Below are 16,299 nucleotides of genomic sequence, written 5' to 3'. Positions count from 1 at the left end.
TTCCTTTTATTCTTTTATTATATATAGATACTTAAAAGCCACTTTGAGCGATTTTTAAGTTAGGTTTTTCGGATTTTCTTGTTGATGCTGTAATGCAAACAAGATACCGTCAACCTGACTGCCATATATTTTACAGTAACTCATATAACTTATTTGCATATTTATTTCTTTTGCAACATGTTGAACATAACTTTCTGAATGACGAAAATAGTCTCCTTTGTTTACAAAGTCAATACCTTCACCTTCCTTTCTTCTTATTAAACATACAATAACTCCTTTTTTGCTCGTAGATCTTTTTGCTAATTCCAACTCTTCTTGAAAGTCATGTAGATAATGTAGCACTTCAGCAAAGATAATTACATCATACTGCTGGTTTTTCTCTTGTTTAAGAAACTCTTTCATTTCCATATGTATTAATTCATTGTAAACAGGCTTACCTTTTATAAAGCATCCTCTTGCAATATTTAGCATTCTACTTGAAATGTCAATTCCTGTTATGTGGTTTCCAATACTATTTATTTTCAAGAAATGACCACATATTCCAGTTCCACAACCAAGGTCAAGTATATTGAGCTCAGAAGTGGAGTTGTTGAAGATTTTTGTAATTATCATGTGTACAAGTTCATGCCCTTTATACTGTTTAGCAATCAACCAATGCTCAACAAAATATTCACCTGTATAATCAAAATATTGTCTTATGAGGTTTTTTGGCAATTCTGTAATAGGCGCTGAGTTTGTCATTTTTTTTATATAGTAAGACGCCTCCTCGTGGTCACTATCTAATTTTAGTGTCTTTGTTAAATAATTATAAGCTTTGTTAGTATTTCCTACCGCAAAATGACACCTTCCGATGTTATACCAGACTATAGGTAGATGGGGGTAAAATATGCTAATTAACCAAAATCGTAACTTTGCATCTGATATGCTGCCTTTATAAAAGTGATATAAACCGATTTCAATGTTGGTATTTAACAGGTTTTTAGATTTTTCAAGAAGCACTGTCATTTCTTTATGAAGAGTATTATATTTGTTCACAATGAAGTGTTTTACTTTCTTAATATTTAATACGCCAATGAGCTTAGACATACAATTTAAAGCAACGTTTTTTATAAAAGAGAGATTACTTTTCATACATTAGAAATACTCCGAATGTTCATTATCATTTTTAGGCAATTGATTTTAACACATTTTATCTTACAAAATATCTTTTTCATTAATTTTTACTGTATATATAAGTTTACCGCATATTTCTCAGATTGTACTGTTTAGGATTGCTAGTATATTGTTGTTGATAATATAAGTAAATGTTTTGTGCAAAAAGGCGTTGACATATTATTTGTTAGGTTATAATATATAAAAGATTAATTTAGTTTTTAGATGTTTGACAAGTTTTATGGTAGAGATTAATTTAATCTCAATTCAATTTTAATAATATTTAACTCTGCATATTCTACATATAGTCGGATAAATAAATTATTAAGAGCACTTGATGGATGCCTTGGCGTTAAGAGGCGATGAAGGACGTGGCAGGCTGCGATAAGCTGTGGGGAATTGTCAACAAATTTTGATCCGCAGATTTCCGAATGGGGAAACCCAACTAGCTAAGCTAGTTATTACATACTAAGTATGTAAAGCAAACTTGGTGAACTGAAATATCTAAGTAGCCAAAGGAAAAGAAATCAACCGAGATTCTGTTAGTAGTGACGAGCGAAAGCGGAAAAGGCTAGTGATTTAAGAATAAGAATTAGAATACTCTGGAAATAGTAACCATAGAAGGTGATAGTCCTGTATAAGTAGAAAGTTTTTAAATCCTTGAGTAGAGCGGGGCACGTGAAATCCTGTTTGAATATGGGGGGACCATCCTCCAAGCCTAAATACTCCTTAACGACCGATAGTGAACAAGTACCGTGAGGGAAAGGTGAAAAGAACCCCGGGAGGGGAGTGAAATAGAATCTGAAATCAAGTGCTTACAAACAGTTGGAGCTCTATATCAATTTATTGATATTTAGAGTGACAGCGTACCTTTTGCATAATGGGTCAGCGAGTTAATCTATGAAGCAAGCTTAAGCCGTTAGGTGTAGGCGTAGCGAAAGCAAGTCTGAATAGGGCGTTTTAGTTTTATGGATTAGACCCGAAACCAAGTGATCTAGTCATGACCAGATTGAAGGTGTGGTAAAACACACTGGAGGATCGAACCAGTTAATGTTGCAACATTATTGGATGAGTTGTGATTAGGGGTGAAAGGCCAATCAAACTTGGAAATAGCTGGTTCTCCGCAAAATCTATTTAGGTAGAGCGTTGTATGTATGTTGTTGGGGGTAGAGCACTGGATAGACTAGGGGGATTCACCGTCTTACCAAATCTAACTAAACTCCGAATACCAACAATTAATTATACAGCAGGCACACTACGGGTGCTAAGTCCGTGGTGGAAAGGGAAACAACCCAGATCACTATCTAAGGTCCCAAAATTACAGCTAAGTGGGGAAGGAAGTAGAAAAACCATTACAGCTAGGAGGTTGGCTTGGAAGCAGCCATCCTTTAAAGAAAGCGTAACAGCTCACTTGTCTAAATAAGTTTTTCTGCGCCGAAAATGTACCGGGGCTAAAGCTGTATACCGAAGATGTGAGTGCTTATTGATTTCGATCAATAGGCGCGGTAGCGGAGCGTTCCGTAAGTCTGTGAAGGTGGTTTGTGAAAACTGCTGGAGATATCGGAAGTGAGAATGCTGACATAAGTAGCGTAAAAGAGTGTGAAAAACACTCTCACCAAAAATCTAAGGGTTCCTACGTTAAGTTAATCTGCGTAGGGTTAGTCGGTTCCTAAGGCGAGTCCGTAAAGGAGTAGTCGATGGCAATTAGGTTAATATTCCTAAACCTCTTAAGTGTGACGGGTTTCGTATTTGTATAGATCTTATTGGATTGATCTATGCTTAAAAGAAGCTCCAGGAAATAGCACTTATATTTATGAGGCCGTACCGCAAACCGACACTGGTGGATGAGTAGAGTATACTAAGGTGTTGAAAGAATGATGTTGAAGGAACTCGGCAAATTATACCTGTAACTTCGGAAGAAGGGTAACCTGCTTTTAGGTAACTATGAGTAGGTGGCACAAAATAGGGAGTAGCGACTGTTTACTAAAAACACAGGACTCTGCAAACACGTAAGTGGAAGTATAGGGTCTGACGCCTGCCCGGTGCTGGAAGGTTAATAGGAAGGGTGCAAGCTCCGAATTGAAGCCCCAGTAAACGGCGGCCGTAACACTGACGGTCCTAAGGTAGCGAAATTCCTTGTCGGGTAAGTTCCGACCCGCACGAATGGCGTAACGATTTCTCCACTGTCTCCAACATCACTTCAGCGAAATTGAATTCCCCGTGCAGATGCGGGGTACCCGCGGTTAGACGAAGAGACCCCGTGCACCTTTACTATAGCTTTACATTGCTATTAAAAGTGTGATGTGCAGGATAGGTGGGAGACTTTGAAGTTATGGCGCTAGCTATAATGGAGTCAACCTTGAGATACCACCCTTTACACTTTTGATATCTAACTATGTTTCATTATCTGGAACTAGGACATTGTATGGTGGGTAGTTTGACTGGGGCGGTCGCCTCCTAAAAAGTAACGGAGGCGTGCGAAGGTAAGCTAGAGTTGGTCGGAAATCAGCTTGATAGTATAATGGCATAAGCTTGCCTGACTGCGAGGCTGACAAGCCAAGCAGAGACGAAAGTCGGTCATAGTGATCCGGTGATTCTGTATGGAAGGGTCATCGCTCAACGGATAAAAGGTACGCCGGGGATAACAGGCTGATGGTGTTCGAGCGTTCATAGCGACGACACCGTTTGGCACCTCGATGTCGACTCATCACATCCTGGGGCTGAAGAAGGTCCCAAGGGTTCGGCTGTTCGCCGATTAAAGTGATACGTGAGTTGGGTTTAGAACGTCGTGAGACAGTTCGGTTTCTATCTGCCGTGGGTGAAGGAAATTTGAGAAGGTCTGACTCTAGTACGAGAGGACCGAGATGGATATACCTCTGGTGTACCAGCTGTTATGCCAATAGCATCGCTGGGTGGCTATGTATAGATGGGATAATTGCTGAAAGCATATAAGCAAGAAACCCTCTTCAAAAAGATTTCCCAATTAAGGCCGTGGAAGACTACCACGTTGATAGGCTAGGTGTGGAAGCATGGTAACATGTGAAGCTAACTAGTACTAATAGCCTGATTGATTTATTTGCTTTCTATATGTGTGTATGCAGTGTTAAATATTAAGTTAAAATTGTTAAGTTAGAAATTTTTATTGACTTGGTGGCTATAGCAAAAATGAACCACCCGATCTCATCCCGAACTCGGAAGTGAAACTTTTTAGCGCTGATGGTACTTGAAAAGGGAGAGTAGGTCGCCGCCAAGTTTATAAAAATTTCTTTTTACCGTCTTTTAATAATTCTTTTATTACGAGAAGTCGCTTCTATGTTCAAATCTAATAATTGCGGTCTAGGCTTATTCTTATTATGCTCTAAATATTGACTTTGCTCAAATGCTAATTCCCATTGTGTACGATAACTAGATTCTTTATATTCATAAAAATCTTCTTTAACATTATTTGTATTTATATTGAGATTTTTATCTTGTTCTTTTCTACTTTCTACCATTAAACACCCACACCCATTAATTTATTTTAAAAATTTTACTTATGTTATCATAAAAAATATAGTTGTAAATACCTTAATTGAAATTTTTTTTTATTTTATCTTTTTTAAGCAAATAGTTAGATCTTTTTGTAAGTTTTTATAACTTGCTTGCATAATGTTTCTATGAGTTAGTATTATGTAGTAGTGCCCTATATTGCTTATATTTAAAATGCTAATTTTAGCAAGTATTCGTAGTTGCCTTTTTATTTTATTTCTTTTTGCTGCTTTTCCGGCTTTTTTACTGATAGCCAGACCTACTCTAATAGTATGAATGTACTTTTCAGGTTCTCTTTCTTTTATAGCATACAGTGATATATAAAGCCCACGATAAAAAAGACTGCTGAGTGCTAACTTATTTTTGAAAGCAAAGGAAAAATCTTTTTTTTTATACTTACTATGCGCATAATTTGTTACACCCTAATGAACGGCGCCTATTAAGGATTTTTCTTCCAGCTCTTGTTGCCATACGTGAACGAAATCCATGTCTGCGCTTTCTTATCAAATTTTTTGGTTGAAATGTTCTCTTCATTGTTTTTATATTAATATAATTATTTATTTTAAATTGTTTTACTTTATTGTCAAATGATGGTGAACTTGTATGACATTTTTGTAGAATAAAATTTGATGCATGGGAAAATGAATTCGGTGATAGTCATACCTGTCCTACTAATCCTTTTATTTTGTCTTAGTAGGTTTCAAGAGGTAAATAAGGTTAAATCTTATCTATATCTTAGTTGTGTATGGATGCTAACTTGGTTGTTAGTACTCTATAATAATTGTTTTGTAACTTTTATTTCTATAGCGTTACTTTTTTTCATGCTTGCTTTTATCTTTAAAAATAAAAGAAATAAGATAATAAAACTTTTGTTATTTGTGGCTTTGGCCATATCATTTTTTATCACTTTATTTATAATGCTATCTATTTTTATTCAATCCATTAATTTTTTTAATAAAGTAGCTATTTCAGAATTCTTGTTTTGCTTGAAATGGGGCCACAATGTAGTCACTATCAATGAAGAGAAGGTAGGATGTTTTGGTATAGCGCCGCTTTTAGTAGGTACATTACTTATAACTATTATAGCAATGTTAGTTGTCGTTCCGCTTGGTTTATTTTCTGCAATATATATTAGTGAATATGCGAGTGAGAAAGTGCGTTATATTGTTAATACAACTTTGCAAGTTTTGTCTGCTATTCCTACGGTTGTATATGGATATTTCGCGGTTGTGTTTTTGTCTTTCTTTATAAAGCAGGTAGCAAATTTTTTTGGTTTAAGTATACACTCAGAAAGTGCCTTAGTTGCCGGTTTATCGATTGGGATAATGATTCTTCCTTTTATTATTTCTTTACTCGAAGATGCCATAAGATCTGTTCCAAAAAGCTTGCGTTATGGCTTCATGGCACTTGGCGCAACTCCAGCGGAAACTATATGGCATATAACAATACCTTATGCAATGCCTACAATTTTAAGTGCAATTTTATTGTCAATTTCAAGAGTGATAGGTGAAACAATGATTGTGCTAATGGCTGTGGGAATCAACGCAAATTTGACTTTTAACCCTCTTAATTCAGTTACTACCATTACCGTGCAGATCGCTACATTATTTACCGGAGATCAGGATTTCAATAGTGTACAAACTCTTGCTGCTTATGCGCTTAGCTTAGTATTGTTTATTATTACTTGGCTATTAAATGCATTTGCATTGTTTGTAATGAAGCGTAACTAGTAAGCGTTTTAATGTTGCAAAATTTCTATTAATAATATAAGATTTATTTTCTTTAGAAGTTCTTTTATGGAATTATAGTGTTAGGTGATAAAAGTAAAGAGATGAATATAGGTAGAGCGATTAAGGTAACTCAAGCAGTTGTTGATATAAAATTTGAAGGTGAATTGCCTAAAATATTTAATGCTTTAAAAAGCAAACTAAAATATAAGGATAAGGAGCTGGTTTTAGAAGTTTCGCAGCATATAGGTGACAATATAGTTCGTTGTATTGCTATGGATAGCACAGATGGCATGTCAAGGGGGGATGAATTTTTTGATACAGGTGCACCAATATCTGTGCCAATTGGGCGTTCAACTTTAGGAAGGATTTTTAATGTTGTTGGAGAGCTTATAGATGAGTGTGGTCCACTGAAGGGAAAATATAACTTAGAGTCTATACACAGAGCACCTCCAAGTTTTACTGAACAGAGAATACAGGAAGAAGTTTTAGTTACGGGAATAAAAGTTATAGATCTTCTTGCACCTTATCTTAAAGGAGGAAAAATTGGCTTATTTGGTGGAGCCGGTGTTGGTAAAACAGTCCTGATAATGGAATTAATTAATAATATAGCAAAAGCTCATAAAGGATTTTCTGTGTTTGCCGGGGTAGGGGAGAGAACACGTGAAGGTAACGATCTTTATCACGAGATGATCACTTCAAATGTAATAAATATAAATGAGCATGAAAAATCTCAAGCTGTTTTGGTTTATGGTCAGATGAATGAGCCTCCTGGAGCAAGGGCTAGAGTTGCTTTAACAGCACTTACTATGGCAGAGTATTTTCGTGACCGTGAAAACCAAGATGTTCTGTTTTTTGTGGATAATATCTTCCGTTTTACACAAGCTGGTTCTGAAATTTCTGCTTTACTTGGAAGAATACCGTCAGCTGTTGGTTATCAGCCAACCCTTGCAACTGATATGGGTGCAATGCAAGAAAGAATAGCTTCAACAACTTCTGGCTCTATTACTTCTGTGCAAGCTATATATGTTCCTGCGGACGATTTAACTGATCCAGCCCCAGCAACTACATTCTCTCATCTTGATGCCACCACAGTGTTGTCAAGGCAAATAGCTGAAATGGGAATATACCCTGCTGTTGATCCACTTGATTCAACTTCTCAGTCTTTATCTGCTGAAATCATTGGTGAAGAACATTATAAGGTAGCTTCTGAGGTGAAACGTATATTGCAAACTTATAAATCACTGCAAGATATTATCGCAATACTTGGTATGGATGAGCTATCTGATGAAGATAAAATTATTGTTGATAGGGCTCGTAAGATTCAGAAATTTCTTTCTCAACCTTTTCACGTTGCAGAAATATTTACTGGTATGCCTGGTAAATTTGTTTCACTTTCTGATACTGTTTCCAGTTTTAAAGAGATTGTTGAAGGTAAATATGATCACTTACCAGAGGCTGCTTTTTATATGGTGGGGAATGTAGATGAAGCAATAAAAAAGGCTGAATTAATACAAGCTGAAGCTAAATAAAAGTTAAAGATTATGAATACTTTTAAAGCGCAATTTTTCTCTCCTGACGATCAAATTTCATTCAGTGGAGTGGTTTCTCTTTCAGTAACTGGGCTCGAAGGGGAGCTTATGATTTTAGCTCACCATGCTCCTTACTTAATTTATTTATTGCCTGGTATGATTACTGTTAAAATGAGTAACCAAACAGGAAAGAAGGTTGTAATTGATAGTGGCGTATTAGAAGTTGCAAATAATAATTGTAGCATTATAACAAGTCAAATTCAGGTTTTTGATCGTGCAATTCATGATGAGAAATCGTTTAAAAATAAGAGAATTAGTATATATTTAAGTTATCTTGATGAGAAGTTTCTTTCTTAGTTGTTTTAGGCAAAAAGTCGGTTATCACTTTCTTGTCATCCAAGTAGCCCAACTTTTGTCATCCAAGTGCTTTTTTTTCTGTCATCCAGTATTCTCTTCCCTGTCATTCCAGTGCTCACCTTTGTCATCCCAGTGCGTGACACTGGGATCCAGATATAAAAATATTTGCAAATCATGCAATTGGCAGGGGATTCTAGGAACATATGTCAAAAACAATTTCTATGATGAAATAGGCTGGATTCCAGTGTCAAGCACTGGAATGACACCTTGTCTTACTGAACGTTCGTACAGTTCTGTAGCGGACACTGGGATAACACCATTTTTGTACTTTTGCCTTCAAAGATGACAATGTTTTGTAAAGATAGTTTTTTAATAGGAGGTTAATATGGAAATTTTTCTTGATAGCGTTGATTTAAATGAAATTAAAGAACTAAAGGAGTTCATTGACGGCATAACAACTAATCCTTCTTTAATAGCAAAGTCCGGGCGTAAAGATAAATACGAGGATTTAGTGCGTGAAATATGCTCTATTATAAAAGGGCCTGTTAGTGTTGAAGTTGTCGCTGACAAGCATGAAGAGATGATCAAAGAAGGTCTTAACTTAGCTAAAATAGCTGATAATGTTGTGGTAAAATTGCCCCTTACATATGAAGGATTAATTTCTTGTAAAAAATTGTGGACAGAGCATAAAATACCTGTTAACATCACATTATGTTTTTCTCCTGGACAAGCACTGCTTGCCGCTAAGGCCGGTGCTTGTTTTATTTCTCCCTTTGTTGGTCGCCTTGATGATATAAGCTATGATGGCTTATCGCTAATAGAAGATATATGTACTATATATTCTAATTACGGTTTTGATACTAAAGTTCTTGTTGCATCAGTGAGAAGCCCAGCACATGTAATAGAAGCTGCAAGGCTTGGTGCTGATTCAATTACTGTGCCAGCAAAAGTACTTAGACAATTAATTAATCACCCACTTACTGACCAAGGGCTAGCAATATTTGAAAAAGACTGGGGTGCAAAATAATAAACGGTCACTACTCTGAATCGGTTGACAAATTGGACGTTTGATAAGCGTAATTTGGAGCTTCTTGTGTAATGACTACATCATGAGCATGACTCTCTCTTAATCCTGATGCAGTAATAGTCACAAATTTGCAGTTTTTCTTCATTTCTTCTATATTCCTGTTACCGGTATATCCCATTGCAGCTTGCAATCCGCCAATCAACTGATGGATTACTCCTGAAGCCGGACCTTTGAATGGAACTCTTCCTTCCACTCCTTGTGGAACTAATTTGAGTTTTGAATCTTTATCTTGAAAATAACGGCTAGCTGAACCTCGTTTCATTGCACTAATAGATCCCATTCCTCGATAGCCTTTATATGCTCTGCCCTTATACATGATAATCTCACCTGGGCTTTCGTCAGTGCCAGCAAAAATCGAACCAATCATCACAGAGTCAGCACCAACTGCAATAGCTTTTGCAACATCTCCTGAGTATTTTACCCCACCATCAGCAATTAGTCTGACGTTTCTTGCTCTACACGCCTCTGCAACATTCTTGATTGCAGAGAATTGTGGCACACCAACACCTGTAACTATTCTGGTTGTACAGATTGATCCTGGTCCTATTCCAACCTTCACTGCATCAACACCCGCATCAATCAACGCTTCAGCAGCCTCCTTTGTTGCAATGTTTCCGCCAATTAATTGCGTATTAGGATACATCTTTTTTATTTCCCTAATGGTATTGATAACGTTTTCGGAATGACCGTGAGCAGTATCCACAACTACTACATCAACTTCTTCTCCGATCAAAGCTTCACATCTTTCTATACCATCTTTTTTACCAGTGCCAATTGCAGCGGCAACTCTGAGCCGCCTTTTACTGTCTTTACATGAATTTGGGTATCTATTGTATTTTTCAATGTCTTTAACCGTAATTAAACCTATACAACAAGAATTTTCATCTACGACCAAAAGCTTTTCTATTCTATTTTCATGCAACAATTTCATTGCTGAGGCACTATTTACTCCCTGCTCCCGCACTGTCACTAACTTATCTTTTGTCATCACTTCGGAAACTTTTACATTCATGTTCTGGTCTTCAATAAACCTCACATCTCGGTTAGTTAAAATTCCAACTAACTTGCGTTGATCGACTACAGGAATGCCAGAATAATTGTGCTCTCTCATTAATGAAATTGCTTCCGCAACTGTTTTATCCGGTGAAATCGTAATTGGGTTATATACGATCCAACTTTCATATTTTTTCACCTTTCTCACTTCTAAAACTTGTTCATCTATTGATAAATTCTTATGTATGCAACCTATCCCTCCATGTTGGGCAATAGCTATTGCAAAGCCCGATTCAGTAACAGTATCCATTGCAGAGGATATGAGAGGGATATTTAGTTCTATACTATTTGTTAAATAAGTTTTTGTATCTGCATCGTAAGGTAATATATCAGAATAGGCTGGCAAAAGAAGTATATCGTCAAACGAATAACAAGCTTCCATTTTTTTCATAGGCTTTATTTAAAGCTTATACGCCAATTAATTAAATTGCAATAGGGCTTTTGCAAAATTAGCTACAGCTTTAGATTAGTAATTATAGGTGATCCCTTAAGTTGTCATTCCAGTGTCAAGCACTGGAATGACACCGTCATAAAGGAACCAGTGTCAGCTACTTTCATGACACCATTCTTTTTTCTGGATCCAAGTAGTCTGGGCACTGGGATGACAGGAGAAAGAGGCTACTGGAATGACAGGGAGAGGGGCTACTTGGATGACAGCAGATCACCTCTTCACAAAAATTTTATCAGTAATACGCATATCAATAATACTCCAATTGCTGAAAGTAAAATCAGTTGTATTTTGCAAGTGGTTTAAATAGTCCCATGCACTATAAGGGTTATCTTCAGGCAGTTTCACTGTGGAATCGTTATCAAGTATGATATTCCATCTTCTATTCCCTATATAAGCAAAAGAAGAAATGTGGTCACTTAATTGAGCTTTACTCTCTAACACATCTTTAACAAATTCTAGGTTTGATAACGAGTTTTGTCCTGTAATTACAACAAGATCATCTATTGGATAGTCATCTATGATCACTTTGCCTTCGAAATCAATTACCGAAGTTTTGTTATTATCTTTCCAGAGAGCGAACGGTTTATGCTCATCTATATTAATGTGTAGAGTATTGGGCAAAATTCTGTGAACTCTTACGTATTTTATCCATCTGCTTACGGATTGTATGTTACCGGCAAGTTTTGAAAGTGATATATACAGGATAGGTTGCATTCTATCTGTCAAACTTAGAATATCCTTTTTGTTTGTAAATTTATTGCCGCTCACGACTACTTCGTCGATTGAAAATCCACTACTGAGTAATAAACTGGATAGGCAGTCATTATACCAAGTAAAGTAGTAATTAAATCGATTTATTATTTTATCAAGTGAGCTGTAGAGTATTAGCGTAAGAAAAAGTGCTGTGATAATAACCAAGGCACACTTACGCAAAAAACTCCTTTGGCTTCTAGTAACATTGCTCAACATTTACTTAATCTCTAACATTTTTGTGCTGCTTCAACAATAATTTTAACTAATTCATTAAAATCGATTCCTTTTGTCAATTTTGCAATTTCTGGCACTAATGATAACTCAGTAAAGCCAGGATGTGTATTAATCTCAAGCATTTTTAAAGTGTTATTTTTGGGATTATAACGGAAATCTGAGCGGGAAATAGTTTTGCATCCTAAAAATTGATGAACTTTCAATGCGTGTTCCAAGGTCATTTTATATATATTGTCAGGAACTTCAGCAGGAAATATATGTTCTGCAGATCCATCTGTATACTTTGCTTCATAATCATAGAATTTATTTTTTGGTCGTATTTCCATAGTGCCAATTGCTTCATCTAGCAATACAGCAGTATGTAACTCTATGCCCGGTATGTATTCTTCTACGATCATCAAATCTCTTGTCATCCAAGTAGCTCCTTCCTTGTTATCCAAGTAGCTAGACACTGGTCCTTTTCCCTGGTCACGCGCTGGAAGCATGTTTTTTAGTTTCTCATGCGAGAAAATTATGTGCACTCCGATGCTAGAGCCTTCATTAATTGGTTTTAAGACGTACGGATAATCGATTTTAATATTATTTTTTAGTAGATCTTCTCGGCTAATTACATAACCTTTTGGAGTGTCAATACTAAGGGATCGAAATATATGCTTTGACATCACTTTATTCATAGCAACAGCAGAAGCCATAACTCCTGAGTGTGTATATTTTATACCTAAGATTTCCAATAAACCTTGAATGCAGCCATCTTCACCATAAGGTCCATGCAGAGCTATAAAAGCAAGGCCCGGATTAATTTTTCTAAGCTTTTCAGCAATGTTGCTATCAACATCTATTTCTATTGCATTATATGAAAGGCTATCAAGCGCCTTCTTTACTGCTTTTCCGCTCATAAGCGACACTTCTCTCTCACAAGAAAATCCACCACTTAAAATTGCTATAGTTGGAACCATGGGCACTCTTAGAAGAACCTTATTAATTATAACTACATATATGAACCTTGTAAACAGAAGGGAAAGTTAGCTTGGAGGTTTATAATCTACTGCCACTGTCTTTGCAATTTTATCATGAAGAAACTGCTTGCGTTGGTCAAATATTGCACATATGAAAATTAGTATTGTGGTCATAAAGATTAAGCCTAATAAAGGATCAAACCACCATTCAGAGGTATACTTATCAAAAAATTTCCTTCTCGTGATGAATATGGGGAAGCAAATAACTTCAAATGAAATATGCCTAACTATTGCTTGCACTAGAGTAACATTTTCAAGTGTATTTGCATCTTTGATATTAATACCGCATAACAATTGTCCTGGAGTACCACCAAATCTTCTTATCATGAATACTCCGAATACTATCGATAGCAAAAAAGATAAGCAAATACGTATAATTAATAATTTAGGTCTAGCAATGTGAAAAACCACTCTTACAAGAATCAAACAGAATAAAGGAATTCCCTTAATAATAAGACTGTCAATAATATGCGCTAACACACGCCTAGTTATTCCCACATATACATAGTTTAATTTTGGGTAGCATGCTTCAGACCTATAATCCATTACTACTGTTTTTGTAATTTTGTCGTAGAAAAGCTGCTTGCGCTTATCAAATATTGCAAACATTAGAACCAATATTGGTAAAATAAAAAACCACTCAGAAATGTAGGTGGGTACCCACAAAAGTGCCTTGAGAGTGCTTCTCATCACTACTTGCATTAAAGCAGCGTTTTTAAGTGTGTTTGCATCTTTTATGTATATACCAAGTAGCAACTTTCCTGGAGTCCAACCAAGTCTTGTTATCATTAATACTTCCAATGCTATATATACTAAATCTTTCAATAATATATCTAAGTCTTCTAATATTTCATATCGCTCTGATATAAGGTCACTATTAGTGTCAATATCAGGAAAGACATAATTAAAAACATCGGCAAGGGGCTCTCCTGATAATATGAATAAAATTAATAAATAAAATAATGAATAACAGACTAGGAATATAATTTGGTCAACTATATAAGCTGCAGCACGCTTAGTTATTCCCGCATATTTTACTTTAATATCCATTTTATACCCCATATGATCCGTCTAATGTACCTATTAACAGTTAAATAGCAGTAAAATTGCTGTATTACTATTTGTATTCTCAAGTAAACTAGTTATGCTATCAAGGACATAAACAATACAGCCACTTTCAGCAATGCAAAACAATAATTGTGAGATACAAGAGAAATTTTCTTTTTCCTTCAGCAGTATTATTCTAAATTTTCGTCAAAATAAGCTGTTTTATCCTTTTTTTCCTTATACTCTTCTGCAGTATAGAGAGGTTGCTTTTTAGCCGTGATATTTGGCCACTTTTGTGAGTATTCTACATTTATATCGTAAAATAACTTGAAAGTTTTTTGTTCGCTGCTCAGCAACTCTTCATCTAGTTCTAAAATATCTTTTATGGAATCATCAGTTACAATTGCATCTACTGGACACTCAGGTATGCACACTCCGCAATCAATACATTCATCTGGGTTAATCACGAGCATGTTTTTACCTTCATAGAAGCAGTCAACGGGACATACTTCCACACAGTCCGTATATTTACATTTTATGCATTTATCTGTAACAAAATGCGTCATAAAACACTGTATATTTGCATTATCTTGGGTACACTAAATTGATAAGAAATTCAAGCCTTTTATGAAGATAAATAAATTGAACAACAAAGAATTAGAAGTATGGTTAAGCTTGGCTAGAACTATAGGACCAATAAAGTTTTTTAGTATACTAAGAACATATGGATCGCTAGATGAGGTGTTGAAATATCTCAATAGGGTGGCTAATAATAAGGTGTATGGCATTCAAGATGCACGAGAAGAAATCAATAATGCAGAAAGAATTGGAGCTAAAATTATACCCGCATGTGACCCAGATTACCCTGATCTTTTAAGAAATATCTCTAGTTGTCCTCCTGTAATAACTGCACTTGGTGATATATCATTATTAAGCCGTGAGATAATTGCAATAATCGGTGGGCGTAACTCTTCAATGAATGGAAGAAATTTTGCCAATAAGTTGGCACTTGATTTAAGCGAAGCTGGTTTTGTTATCGTTTCTGGACTTGCAAAAGGAATCGATACCGCAGCAAACAGTGTAATATACAAAAATCACCCCACTATTGCTGTTACAGCAAGCGGAATTGATGTGGTGTATCCAAAAGAGAATTTTGATCTATACAAAAAAATCACTGAAAATGGCGGATTAGTAATTACTGAGCTTCCATTTGCTACTAAACCAAAGCCTCAATATTTTCCTCAAAGGAATCGAATTATATCTGGCCTATCGCTGGGTGTTGCAGTGATTGAAGCATCGAAACGTTCTGGCTCTCTAATAACAGCAGATTTTGCTTTAAATCAAGGGAGAGAGGTGTTTGCAGTTTCTGGTTTCCCTTTAGATTCACGCTGTAGTGGTAGTAATCATTTGATTAAAAACGGTGCTAAGCTTATCGAATCCGCTGATGACATAATAGAGAGTGTTAGGTTTAGTTTACCTCCGCAGCAAAAAAACCTATTTGATGTTGAGCACCATTCTGTTAACCAAAAACAAGAAAAATTACAACAGGCAAAATCTGTTATAGTTGATCATATTAACTCTGTACCTGTTGATATAGATGAACTTATATTAGCAAGCGGACTTTCTACCAACATAGCTCTAATGGCTCTTTTAGAACTAGAGTTGGAAAACAGAATAGAGCGTTCACCGGGGAATAAAATATCGTTAATTTTCTAGATTACTTTAGCTATAAGCCCACAACCGTACGAACATTATGATTTGAGTTCACCAAGAAAGATGTCATTCCAGCGCGTGACGCTGGAATGGCTTTGTTGCATCGCTAGCTATGATGGATTAAAGATAAAAAAGATGGAGAATATCAGTAGCTTATTATTCTGGTATTTATAACAAGAACGGTCAGTGAATACCTAAATTTGAGTAAAAGAAATTTCACTACCACTCACTAATCCGGCTAAAATTCAAGAATTTCAATGCTTTAGCTATTTTCAATAGAATTAAGTTTATTAATATAAATAATAAATTACTATTCTTAAATTTGATCAGATTGATTGCAAAAAAACAAGATTTTCAATAGGTTGCTTATAATCCTAGCTATAGTTAGCCTTTCATAAGTAGCGATGCAACAAAGCCCGCTGGAATCCAGACTTTATTATGCAGCCAATTGGTTGAAATTAAGTCTTCTGGATCCCAGTGTCTGGGCACTGGGATGACACCGTCTTGGATAGAAATCAGTATCAGCTACTTAGATGACACCACTTTTGTATGGAAACCAGTGTCACTATGACAACCTTCATCTCGCTACGTGTTAGCGGATACCGTGACAGTATGACTAGGGAGTACGCGTTAGCGGAATCTACTGAGA

15 protein-coding genes, 2 rRNA genes and 2 pseudogenes are annotated in these 16,299 nt (G+C 35.9%); 10 read left to right on the top strand and 9 right to left on the bottom strand.

What is annotated here, in order from left to right; genetic code table 11:
- Positions 1–54: 54 nt before the first annotated feature.
- Complete coding sequence (locus ACJZL1_RS02565) at positions 55–1,131, bottom strand: methyltransferase domain-containing protein (RefSeq protein ID WP_265035376.1); 1,077 nt, start codon at positions 1,129–1,131, stop codon at positions 55–57.
- Between the two features lie 335 nt (positions 1,132–1,466).
- Here ACJZL1_RS02565 and ACJZL1_RS02560 point away from each other — a divergent pair.
- Positions 1,467–4,232: ribosomal RNA gene (locus ACJZL1_RS02560) — 23S ribosomal RNA — on the top strand.
- Positions 4,233–4,298: 66 nt separating this feature from the next.
- Positions 4,299–4,405 (top strand): 5S ribosomal RNA (gene rrf, locus ACJZL1_RS02555).
- Between the two features lie 16 nt (positions 4,406–4,421).
- On the opposite strand, the gene ACJZL1_RS02550 is transcribed toward rrf, so the two are convergent.
- The 3 genes and pseudogenes from ACJZL1_RS02550 to rpmH form a co-directional block, all read right to left on the bottom strand.
- On the bottom strand, positions 4,422–4,646 hold the full coding sequence (locus tag ACJZL1_RS02550; RefSeq protein ID WP_419247438.1) for a hypothetical protein: 225 nt from the start codon (positions 4,644–4,646) through the stop codon (positions 4,422–4,424).
- A gap of 90 nt (positions 4,647–4,736) precedes the next feature.
- Positions 4,737–5,012: pseudogene (rnpA, locus tag ACJZL1_RS02545) on the bottom strand (ribonuclease P protein component); the annotation flags it as partial.
- Positions 5,013–5,079: 67 nt separating this feature from the next.
- Positions 5,080–5,214 carry a 50S ribosomal protein L34 gene (gene rpmH / locus ACJZL1_RS02540; protein WP_006279898.1) on the bottom strand — a complete coding sequence of 45 codons (135 nt, stop codon included), beginning with the start codon at positions 5,212–5,214 and terminating at the stop codon, positions 5,080–5,082.
- Between the two features lie 107 nt (positions 5,215–5,321).
- Here rpmH and pstC point away from each other — a divergent pair, with 107 nt between their 5' ends.
- The 5 genes from pstC to fsa all read left to right on the top strand — a co-directional run bounded on the left by pstC (position 5,322) and on the right by fsa (position 9,323).
- Positions 5,322–6,410 carry a phosphate ABC transporter permease subunit PstC gene (gene pstC, locus ACJZL1_RS02535; RefSeq protein WP_419247510.1) on the top strand — a complete coding sequence of 363 codons (1,089 nt, stop codon included), beginning with the start codon at positions 5,322–5,324 and terminating at the stop codon, positions 6,408–6,410.
- 101 nt (positions 6,411–6,511) lie between these two features.
- Complete coding sequence (gene atpD, locus ACJZL1_RS02530) at positions 6,512–7,939, top strand: F0F1 ATP synthase subunit beta (protein WP_265026639.1); 1,428 nt, start codon at positions 6,512–6,514, stop codon at positions 7,937–7,939.
- Between the two features lie 12 nt (positions 7,940–7,951).
- Positions 7,952–8,296 (top strand): F0F1 ATP synthase subunit epsilon, encoded by a 345-nt coding sequence (locus ACJZL1_RS02525; RefSeq protein ID WP_265025730.1) that lies wholly within the window; start codon positions 7,952–7,954, stop codon positions 8,294–8,296.
- A 55-nt stretch (positions 8,297–8,351) separates the two neighbouring features.
- On the top strand, positions 8,352–8,642 hold the full coding sequence (locus ACJZL1_RS02520; protein WP_419247437.1) for a hypothetical protein: 291 nt from the start codon (positions 8,352–8,354) through the stop codon (positions 8,640–8,642).
- A 39-nt stretch (positions 8,643–8,681) separates the two neighbouring features.
- The gene (fsa, locus tag ACJZL1_RS02515; protein ID WP_265025728.1) at positions 8,682–9,323 is read left to right on the top strand and encodes a fructose-6-phosphate aldolase; all 642 of its coding nucleotides are present in this window, start codon (positions 8,682–8,684) and stop codon (positions 9,321–9,323) included.
- A 10-nt stretch (positions 9,324–9,333) separates the two neighbouring features.
- On the opposite strand, the gene guaB is transcribed toward fsa, so the two are convergent.
- The 5 genes and pseudogenes from guaB to ACJZL1_RS02490 form a co-directional block, all read right to left on the bottom strand.
- Positions 9,334–10,827, bottom strand: a complete 1,494-nt coding sequence (guaB, locus tag ACJZL1_RS02510) for an IMP dehydrogenase (RefSeq protein WP_265025727.1) — start codon at positions 10,825–10,827, stop codon at positions 9,334–9,336.
- A 270-nt stretch (positions 10,828–11,097) separates the two neighbouring features.
- The gene (locus ACJZL1_RS02505; RefSeq protein ID WP_265025726.1) at positions 11,098–11,856 is read right to left on the bottom strand and encodes a cell division protein FtsQ/DivIB; all 759 of its coding nucleotides are present in this window, start codon (positions 11,854–11,856) and stop codon (positions 11,098–11,100) included.
- A 4-nt stretch (positions 11,857–11,860) separates the two neighbouring features.
- Positions 11,861–12,836 (bottom strand): annotated as a pseudogene (locus ACJZL1_RS02500) (D-alanine--D-alanine ligase).
- A 60-nt stretch (positions 12,837–12,896) separates the two neighbouring features.
- Positions 12,897–13,940, bottom strand: coding sequence for an RDD family protein (locus ACJZL1_RS02495; RefSeq protein ID WP_049973617.1), 1,044 nt, complete (start codon positions 13,938–13,940; stop codon positions 12,897–12,899).
- 188 nt (positions 13,941–14,128) lie between these two features.
- On the bottom strand, positions 14,129–14,503 hold the full coding sequence (locus ACJZL1_RS02490; RefSeq protein ID WP_010082601.1) for a ferredoxin family protein: 375 nt from the start codon (positions 14,501–14,503) through the stop codon (positions 14,129–14,131).
- Positions 14,504–14,564: 61 nt separating this feature from the next.
- Between ACJZL1_RS02490 and dprA the strand changes: the two genes are divergently transcribed.
- The 3 genes from dprA (at position 14,565) to ACJZL1_RS02475 (ending at position 16,221) form a co-directional block, all read left to right on the top strand.
- Positions 14,565–15,653 (top strand): DNA-processing protein DprA, encoded by a 1,089-nt coding sequence (dprA, locus tag ACJZL1_RS02485; RefSeq protein WP_419247436.1) that lies wholly within the window; start codon positions 14,565–14,567, stop codon positions 15,651–15,653.
- A gap of 42 nt (positions 15,654–15,695) precedes the next feature.
- Entirely contained in the window at positions 15,696–15,824 is a 129-nt protein-coding gene (locus ACJZL1_RS02480) for a hypothetical protein (protein WP_419247435.1), read from the top strand.
- A gap of 274 nt (positions 15,825–16,098) precedes the next feature.
- Positions 16,099–16,221: a hypothetical protein gene (locus tag ACJZL1_RS02475; protein ID WP_419247434.1), complete on the top strand. Its 123-nt coding sequence runs from the start codon at positions 16,099–16,101 to the stop codon at positions 16,219–16,221.
- Positions 16,222–16,299 lie beyond the last annotated feature (78 nt).

The sequence above is a fragment of the Wolbachia endosymbiont of Rhagoletis indifferens genome (assembly GCF_048537595.1).
Classification (GTDB): domain Bacteria; phylum Pseudomonadota; class Alphaproteobacteria; order Rickettsiales; family Anaplasmataceae; genus Wolbachia.
The sequence above is the reverse complement of the archived record's forward strand: the minus strand, read 5'-3'. Positions and strand labels throughout refer to the sequence as shown.